The organism is Dietzia sp. DQ11-38-2, from assembly GCF_014145055.1.
Lineage (GTDB): Bacteria > Actinomycetota > Actinomycetes > Mycobacteriales > Mycobacteriaceae > Dietzia.
Map to the genome: position 1 here is coordinate 4,954 of NZ_JAALDW010000218.1, position 8,025 is coordinate 12,978.

At 70.0% G+C, this 8,025-nt stretch carries 6 protein-coding genes; 1 reads left to right on the plus strand and 5 read right to left on the minus strand.

The window, feature by feature from the left end; translation table 11 throughout:
- The 4 genes from G6026_RS07980 to tkt form a co-directional block, all read right to left on the minus strand.
- A partial coding sequence (locus G6026_RS07980) for a glucose-6-phosphate dehydrogenase assembly protein OpcA (RefSeq protein WP_182612855.1) occupies window positions 1-815 on the minus strand: 815 nt, incomplete at its 3' end.
- Window positions 800-2,305, minus strand: coding sequence for a glucose-6-phosphate dehydrogenase (gene zwf / locus G6026_RS07985; RefSeq protein ID WP_182612859.1), 1,506 nt, complete (start codon window positions 2,303-2,305; stop codon window positions 800-802). The genes zwf and G6026_RS07980, both read right to left, overlap by 16 nt.
- 71 nt (window positions 2,306-2,376) lie before the next feature.
- On the minus strand, window positions 2,377-3,483 hold the full coding sequence (gene tal, locus G6026_RS07990; RefSeq protein WP_182612856.1) for a transaldolase: 1,107 nt from the start codon (window positions 3,481-3,483) through the stop codon (window positions 2,377-2,379).
- Window positions 3,480-5,591, minus strand: coding sequence for a transketolase (tkt, locus tag G6026_RS07995; protein WP_182612857.1), 2,112 nt, complete (start codon window positions 5,589-5,591; stop codon window positions 3,480-3,482). Before tkt ends, tal begins: the two co-directional genes overlap by 4 nt.
- A 175-nt stretch (window positions 5,592-5,766) precedes the next feature.
- Here tkt and G6026_RS08000 point away from each other — a divergent pair, with 175 nt between their 5' ends.
- A complete protein-coding gene (locus G6026_RS08000; RefSeq protein ID WP_107756502.1) occupies window positions 5,767-6,783 on the plus strand; it encodes a heme o synthase in 1,017 nt (338 codons plus the stop codon).
- 27 nt (window positions 6,784-6,810) lie between these two features.
- On the opposite strand, the gene G6026_RS08005 is transcribed toward G6026_RS08000, so the two are convergent.
- On the minus strand, window positions 6,811-7,779 hold the full coding sequence (locus tag G6026_RS08005; RefSeq protein WP_182612858.1) for a quinone oxidoreductase: 969 nt from the start codon (window positions 7,777-7,779) through the stop codon (window positions 6,811-6,813).
- Between the last annotated feature and the right edge of the window lie 246 nt (window positions 7,780-8,025).

The window sequence follows — 8,025 nt, forward strand, 5'->3', positions numbered from 1 at the left end:
TTCACCAGTGTCACCCGTGTGGGGGCCTGGCCGGTGATGCGCAGCTCCGCGGAGGTGGGGCTCACCTGTTCGATGACGATGGATCCGGAGGCACGCTCCAGGACCACCATGCGCGGCCCCACCGCACGGTGGACGTCGATCCCCAGGCGGGAGGCGAGCCACCCGCCGGCGAGGTCCACGGACGCGGCCCGCTCGGGCCCACACACCGTGGCGCCGGTGATCCTCTCGAACGGGGGGCGGTCCAGGGTCGCGGCCAGGAGCGAGCGCCAGTGCGTCACCCTGGCCCAGGCCAGATCGGTGTCACCGGGGGAGTAGCCGGCCGCCCGCTTGGCCAGCGCGTCCGTCGGATGCCCCTCGGCATCGGAGTCCACGATCCGCCGCCGCGCCAGACGGCCGACCTTGTCCTCCGCCAACAGTGTCGGCGAATGCCTGGGCCACCACACCGCGAGCGGGGTGTCGGGCAGGAGCAGCGGGGTGACCAACGAGGCCGACTGCGACGCCATAGCCCCCGATGTCCGGAGCACCACGACCTCGGCCGCCCCCGCATCCCCCCCGACACGGATCTGACCGTCGAGCCGGTCAGCCCTGGCGCGGTTGCCACGGATCACGACGATGACACGACAGGGGTGCTCGCGGCTGGCGTCGTTGGCGGCCTCGATCGCGGACTCGCTGCCGCCGACGTGATCGGTGAGGACGATGAGCGTGAGCACCCGGCCGATCGTGCTCAGTCCCGCGTCCTCGCGGATCTGCACGAGCTTCTTGGAGATCTCGCGGGTCGAGGTGTCGGGCAGGTCGATGATCACGGTCGCCTCCATGCGCGGCCACTGCGGGCCAGGATCTCGTCGGCACCACGCGGGCCCCACGTCCCGGCCTGGTACTGCTCCGGGGTACCCCCGGCAGCCCATTCGTCGAGGACGGGATCGAGCAGCATCCAGCTCAACTCCACCTCCCGCGAGACCGGGAAGAGCGACGGCTCACCCAGCAGGACGTCCAGGATCAGCCGCTCGTAGGCCTCGGGGGACGATTCGGTGAACGCCTCGCCGTACGCGAAGTCCATGTTGACATCGCGGACCTCCATCGCCGTCCCGGGCACCTTGGAGCCGAATCGCAGTGTCACGCCCTCGTCCGGCTGGACCCGGATCACCAGGGCGTTCTGCCCGAGTTCCTGGGTCATGGTCGCGTCGAAGGGCAGGTGCGGCGCGCGGCGGAAGACCACCGCGATCTCCGTCACGCGACGGCCCAGCCGCTTGCCGGTGCGCAGGTAGAACGGGACGCCGGCCCAGCGTCTGTTGTGGACCTCGAGGGTGATCGCGGCGTAGGTCTCGGTGGCCGAGGACGGATCGTAACCCTCCTCGTCCTTGAGCCCCACCACCTGCTCGGAGCCCTGCCAGCCGCCGGAGTACTGGCCCCGGGCCGCGGTCTCGGAGATCGGGAGCGCGAGTGAGGTGGACTCGAGGACCTTGGTCTTCTCCGCCCGTAGCGCGGCGGCGGAGAAGTCCGTGGGTTCCTCCATGGCCACCAGCGCCATGAGTTGGATGAGGTGGTTCTGGATGACGTCGCGTGCCGCCCCGATGCCGTCGTAGTACCCGGCGCGGCCGCCGAGTCCGATGTCCTCGGCCATCGTGATCTGGACGTGGTCGACGTGATTGGCGTTCCACACCGGTTCGAAGAGCTGGTTGGCGAAGCGCAGGGCGAGGATGTTCTGGACCGTCTCCTTGCCCAGATAGTGATCGATGCGGAACACCGAGTCCTCGGGGAAGACGGCGCCCACCACCGCGTTGAGCTCGCGAGCACTCGCCAGATCGTGGCCGAAGGGCTTCTCGATCACCACGCGGCGCCACGAGCCGTCGACCGATCTGGTGCACCCGGTGCGGTCGAGGTGCCGACAGACCGTGGGGAAGTCGTCGGGGGGGACGGACAGATAGAACGCGTAGTTCCCGGCCGTGCCCCGTTCGGACTCCAGGGCGGTCAGCTGCTGCGCGAGGTGATCGAAGCCCTCGTCGTCGTCGAAGGTCCCGGTGACGAACCGCAGTCCCGCCGCCAGTTGCTCCCACACGTCCTCACGGAACGGGGTACGGCACCGTTCCCGCGCGTGGTCACGGGCGAAGTCGGCGAACTCGGCGTGGGTCCAGCGGCGTCGACCGAAGCCGATGAGACAGAATCCCGGCGGGAGCAGCCCCCGGTTCGCGAGGTCGTAGACGGCGGGGATGAGCTTCTTCTTGGAGAGGTCACCCGTGACGCCGAAGATGACCAGACCGGACGGGCCGGCGATCCGGGGCAGGCGGCGGTCCCGAGGATCGCGCAGCGGGTTGGCCGATCCCTCCGGCCCGCCGACGGTGTCGCCGACGGCGGGGGAGGGCCGACCGGCCGGTTCGGTCACGACCCCGAGGGGATCTCGTCGATCCGCGCGGTGACCGTGGCGATCAGGTCGTCCCACGCGCTGACGAACTTGCTCACGCCCTGCCGCTCGAGCAACGAGAAGACCTCGTCGAGGTCGATCCCCTCCGCGCGCAGCGCCTCGAGGGTCTCCCGGGACGCCTCGCCGGTGCCCCGGACCGTGTCCCCAGCCAGCTGCCCGTGGTCGGCGAACGCCTCCATCGTCGCGAAGGGCATCGTGTTGACGGTGCCGTGGGTGACCAGGCCGCTCACATAGAGGGTGTCCGGGTAGGCGGGATCCTTGACCCCGGTGGACGCCCAGAGCAACCGCTGGGGGCGAGCACCCCGTGCGGCCAGATCGCCGAACCGACCGGCGGTGTCGTAGACCTCGTCGTACACGTCCTGACACAACCGCGCGTTGGCGAGTCCCGCCGTGCCCCGCAGGGCGGAGTCGTCGGGCAGGCGGGAGTCGATCTCGGTGTCGAGGCGGCTGACGAACACCGAGGCCACCGAGTGGATGCGGGACAGATCGTGACCGCCGTCGGCAGCTCGTTCCAGTCCAGACAGGTACGCCTCCGCGACCGCGCGGTACTGGTCGGCCGAGAAGATGAGGGTCACGTTGACATCGATCCCCCGCCCGATCACCTCCGTGATCGCGGGCAACCCCGCCGAGGTGGCCGGGATCTTGATCATGAGGTTGGGCCGGTCGACCACGTCCGAGAGTTCGACGGCCTGGGCCACCGTGCCCTCGGTGTCCTCGGCCAGCCGGGGATCGACCTCCAGCGAGACTCGTCCGTCGACCCCGTCGGTGGCCTCGAACACGCCGGCCAGGAGGTCGCAGGCGTCCCGCACATCGGCGGTGGTGAGCGAGCGCACGACGGAATCGACGTCCCTGTCCGCCCGGACCGCCTCGGCGAGCGCGGACTCGTAGGCCGAGGAGTCGGCCAGCGCGGCCTGGAAGATCGCGGGATTGGTGGTGACTCCCACGACCGAGTAGGTCGACATCCGCTCCTCGAGCTCCCCGGAGGTGAGGAGCTGGCGTGACAGATCGTCCAGCCAGACCGAGACGCCGGCGGCGCTCAGTGCGGCGAGATTGGCATTGGTCATGATGACTCCCCGGTGACGGCCGCGAGGGATTCGCGGGCGGCGGTGACCACGGCGTCAGCGGTGATCCCGAACTCGGTGTACAAGGTCTGGTAGGGGGCGGAGGCACCGAAGTGTTCCAACGACACCGCCCTGCCCGCGTCGCCGAGGAAGCGGTACCACGGCATCGCGATCCCGGCCTCCACACTCACCCGGGCGCGGACCGAGCGAGGGAGGACCGACTCGCGGTACTCCGCGTCCTGCTGGTCGAAGAACTCGATACACGGCATGGACACGACCCGGGTCGCGATGCCCTCCGCCTCGAGGACCTCGCGTGCCTCGACCGCCAGGTGCACCTCGGACCCGGTGCCCATGAGGATCACCTCGGGGGACCCGGTCGATGCCTCGGCGATCACGTAACCGCCGCGTTCGACACCCTCCCGGGCCGACTCGGCCGTGCCCTCGAGGACGGGGATGTCCTGTCGGGTCAGGCAGAGCCCCTTGGGGCCGTCGAGGGCGACGAGCATCGCGCGCCACGCGGCCGCCGTCTCGTTGGCGTCCGCCGGACGCAGCACGGCCAGCCCGGGGATGGCCCGCAGTGCCGCGAGCTGTTCGACCGGCTGGTGGGTGGGGCCGTCCTCGCCGAGACCGATCGAATCATGGGTCCAGACGTAGTAGGCGTTGCTGCCCTGGAGGGCGGCGAGCCGGACGGCCGGACGCATGTACTCGCTGAAGATGAGGAAGGTCCCACCGTAGGGCCGGGTCGGGCCGTGCAGGGCGATCCCGTTGAGGATCGCGCCCATGGCGTGTTCGCGGACGCCGAAGTGGAGGTTGCGACCGTACGGGGACGCCGTCCACGTCCCGGTCGAGATGGACGGGGGGCCGAAGGAGTCGGCCCCCTCGATCTGGGTGTTGTTGGAACCAGCGAGGTCGGCCGACCCGCCCCACAGCTCCGGGAGGGTCCCGGCGAGCGCCTGGATCGCCTTAGCCGACGCCTTGCGGGTGGCGACACCCTTGGGGTCGGCCTCCCACCTCGGGAGGTCGGCGTCCCACCCCTCGGGCAGCTGGCCGGAGTAGAGCCTGTCGAAGAGGTCCTTCGCCCCGGGGTTCGCCTCGGCCCACGCGTGGAACATGTCGCTCCACTGCGCGTGGACGCGGGCGCCCCGGTCACGCGCGGCGCGGGTGTGGGCGATCACCTCGTCGTCGACGGTGAACGGCTCGGTGCCACCCATGCCGAGGGCCTCCTTGACCGCGTCCACCTCGGCCTGTCCGAGCGCCGAACCGTGCGAGGCGCCCGTGTTCATCTTGGTGGGGGCGGGGTAGGCGATCACCGTGCGCAGGACGATGATCGACGGCTTGTCCGTGACCGCGCGCGCGTCCGCGATCGCGTCCTCGATGGCCTCGATGTCCTCACCACCGTGGACCGTCTGGACGTGCCAGCCGTATGCCTCGTAGCGGGCGGCCACGTCCTCGGTGAAGGCGATCTGGGTGTCGTCCTCGATCGAGATCTTGTTGTCGTCGTAGATCGCGATGAGGTTCCCGAGCTGCTGGGTCCCCGCCAGAGAGCAGGCCTCGGCGGTCACGCCTTCTTGGACGTCGCCGTCCGAGGCGACCACGTAGACGAAGTGGTCGAAGGGGCTCTTCCCGGCCGGGGCGTCCGGGTCGAACAGGCCCCGCTCGTACCGGGCGGCCATGGCCATGCCCACGGCGGAGGCCAGACCCTGACCGAGCGGCCCGGTGGTGATCTCCACCCCGTCGGTGTGGTTCCACTCGGGATGCCCCGGGGTCTTGGAGCCCCAGGTGCGCAGCGCCTTGAGGTCCTCGAGCTCCAGGCCGAAACCGGCGAGGTACAGCTGGATGTACTGGGTGAGCGACGTGTGGCCACAGGACAGGACGAAGCGGTCCCGCCCCACCCACTTAGGGTCCGACGGGTCGTGGCGCATCACCCGCTGGTAGAGCGTGTAGGCCAGGGGCGCCAGGCTCATGGCCGTGCCCGGGTGACCGCTGCCGCAGTTCTGCACGGCCTCGGCGGCCAGGACACGCGCGGTGTCGACCGCCCGGGTGTCCAGTTCTGTCCAGTCCGACGGGTGGCGGGCGGTGGTGAGCTCGGTGATCTCCGACGCGCTGGTCACTTGTGGTTCTCCCGGGTCGAGGGTGCGGCGCGGATCCGCGCGGATGTCGTGGACCACCTTAGTGGTCAGACTCGCCCGGGGTCGGGCGGTCCCCGCCCCCGCTCTTTCGCGGAGCGTGCAGGGGGGACGTAGTATCGGCCGGGTAGTGCGTTGACATCTGCTGCGAGGAGTTCCGGTGCACGATTCCACCCCGACCCGGAGTGGGGGGCCGTCCGTCTCCCCTCCAGAGTCCTCGGGGCGGCCGGCTCCGGCGAGCGGGAGCGCCCGCGCAGCCGATGTGGTGATGTCGTACATCGCCCTCACCAAACCGCGCGTCATCGAGTTGCTCCTGGTCGCCGCCATCCCCGCGATGTTGCAGGCCGACCGCGGGCAGGTCCACCTAGGACTCGTGTTGCTGACACTGGTCGGCGGGTGGCTGGGCGCCGCCAGCGCCAACACCCTCAACATGGTGGTCGACGCCGATATCGACAAGGTCATGAAGCGGACCGAGCGGCGCCCCCTGGCCCGCCACGCCGTGACCCCACGAGCCGCGCTGGTCTTCGGTCTGGTGCTCGGCGCGTCCAGCATGCTCTGGCTGGGTCTCCTGGCGCAGAGCTGGCTGGCCGCCGCGTTCATCCTGGCCACGATCTGCTTCTACGTCTTCGTCTACACGATGGTCCTCAAGCGACGCACCGCCCAGAACGTGGTGTGGGGTGGCGCCGCCGGCTGCATGCCCGTGCTCGTGTCCTGGGCGGTGATCACCGACCACCTCCCCGAGGGCCAGCCGCACAACTGGTGGCAGGCGATCGTCCTGTTCCTCATCATCTTCTTCTGGACCCCGCCCCACACCTGGGCTCTCGCGATGCGGTACAAGGAGGACTACAAGGCGGCCGGCGTACCGATGCTGCCCGTGGTGATGTCGGCCGAAGGCGTCACCCGGCGGATCACCCTCTACACCTGGGCCACCGTTCTGTGCACCTTCGCACTGATTCCCGCAGCGGGGTGGATCTACGCGGTGGGCGCGGTCGGCTTCGGAGTGTGGTTCATCGTGATGGCGCACCGCCTCGAGGCCGGTGTCCGTCGAGGTGTCGAGGTCAAACCCCTCAAGCTGTTCATCCTGTCGAACAACTACCTGGCCGCGGTCTTCGTGGCCCTGTCCGTCGACGCGGTTCTGGGCCTCGAGACCCTGTCGGGCGCGTTCGCACTGTTCTGACCGTCGCCGGCAGAGGTCGTCTGCCCGTCACCGTGAGGGGTCGAGCGTGATCGACCCCGTGGTGCGCCGGGCCTGCAGGGCGCGGTGTGCCTGCGCCGCCTCGGTGAGCCCGAAGGTCGCACCGACCTCCAGGACGAGCGAACCGCCCACCAGACCCTCCATCACCTCCGCCGCGCGTTCGCGGTACTCCTCCGTGGTCGCGATGAAGTCTCCGAGCGAGGGTCGGGTCAGGAACACCGAGCCGGCCGCGTTGAGCCGCTGCGGATCCACCGGGGGTACCGGACCGCTCGCCGCGCCGAACAGGACCAGGGTTCCGCGTCGCGCGAGTGACGCCAGACTCATGTCGAAGGTGTCCCGCCCGACCCCGTCGAACACCACCTCCACACCACCGCCGGACAGTTCGCGGATCCTCTCGGGCGTGGCCTCCGGATAGAGCAGCACCCGGTGCGCCCCCAGATCCCTGCAGATCTGGGCTTTCGACTCGGTCGAGGTGGTGGTGATCACCTGGTACCCCCGCGCCACCGCCATCTGGATGAGGAGCTGACCCACTCCTCCGGCGCCGGCGGTGATCAAGACGGTGTCCCCGCCGTGCGCACGATGGGTGTCGGTGATCAGGTAATGGGCCGTGAGTCCCTGGAGCAGCATCGACGCGGCGACACCGTCGGGCACCTCATCGGGGACCGTGACCAGCGCGTCGGCCGGACCCACCACGTACTGGGCGTAGGAACCGGGGATCTGACACCACGCCACCCGGTCCCCGGCCACGAGGTCGGGCGTGCCCTCGCCGACCGACTCGACGATCCCGGCCCCTTCGCTTCCCGGGATATACGGCAACGAAGCCTGGTAGACGCCCTCCCGGAAATAGGTGTCGATGAAGTTGACGCCGACGGCGGTGGTCCGGACGAGTACCTCTCCCGGACCCGGCGAGGGCGTCTCAACCTCGACCGGCCGTAGGACGTCGGGGCCACCGTGTTCTGAGATCCGGATCGCACGCATGCTCCCAGTATCCGGGGCGGCCGGGGGCGGCGCAGCCCGGATGTCGCCGAGCCATATGGCAGCTCCCCGGGAGCGGCAGGCGGTCGAGGGGAGCGGAGGCGATAAGGTACCACCATGAGCCTGCAGATCCTTTCCCAGTACGCCGGGGGACCGCGAGCCCGGGCGACCGGTCGGTCCGCCGTCACCATCGGCGAGTCCGGCGCCGTGTCGGAACCAGATCAGGCACCCGCCGCCGTCGACGAGACG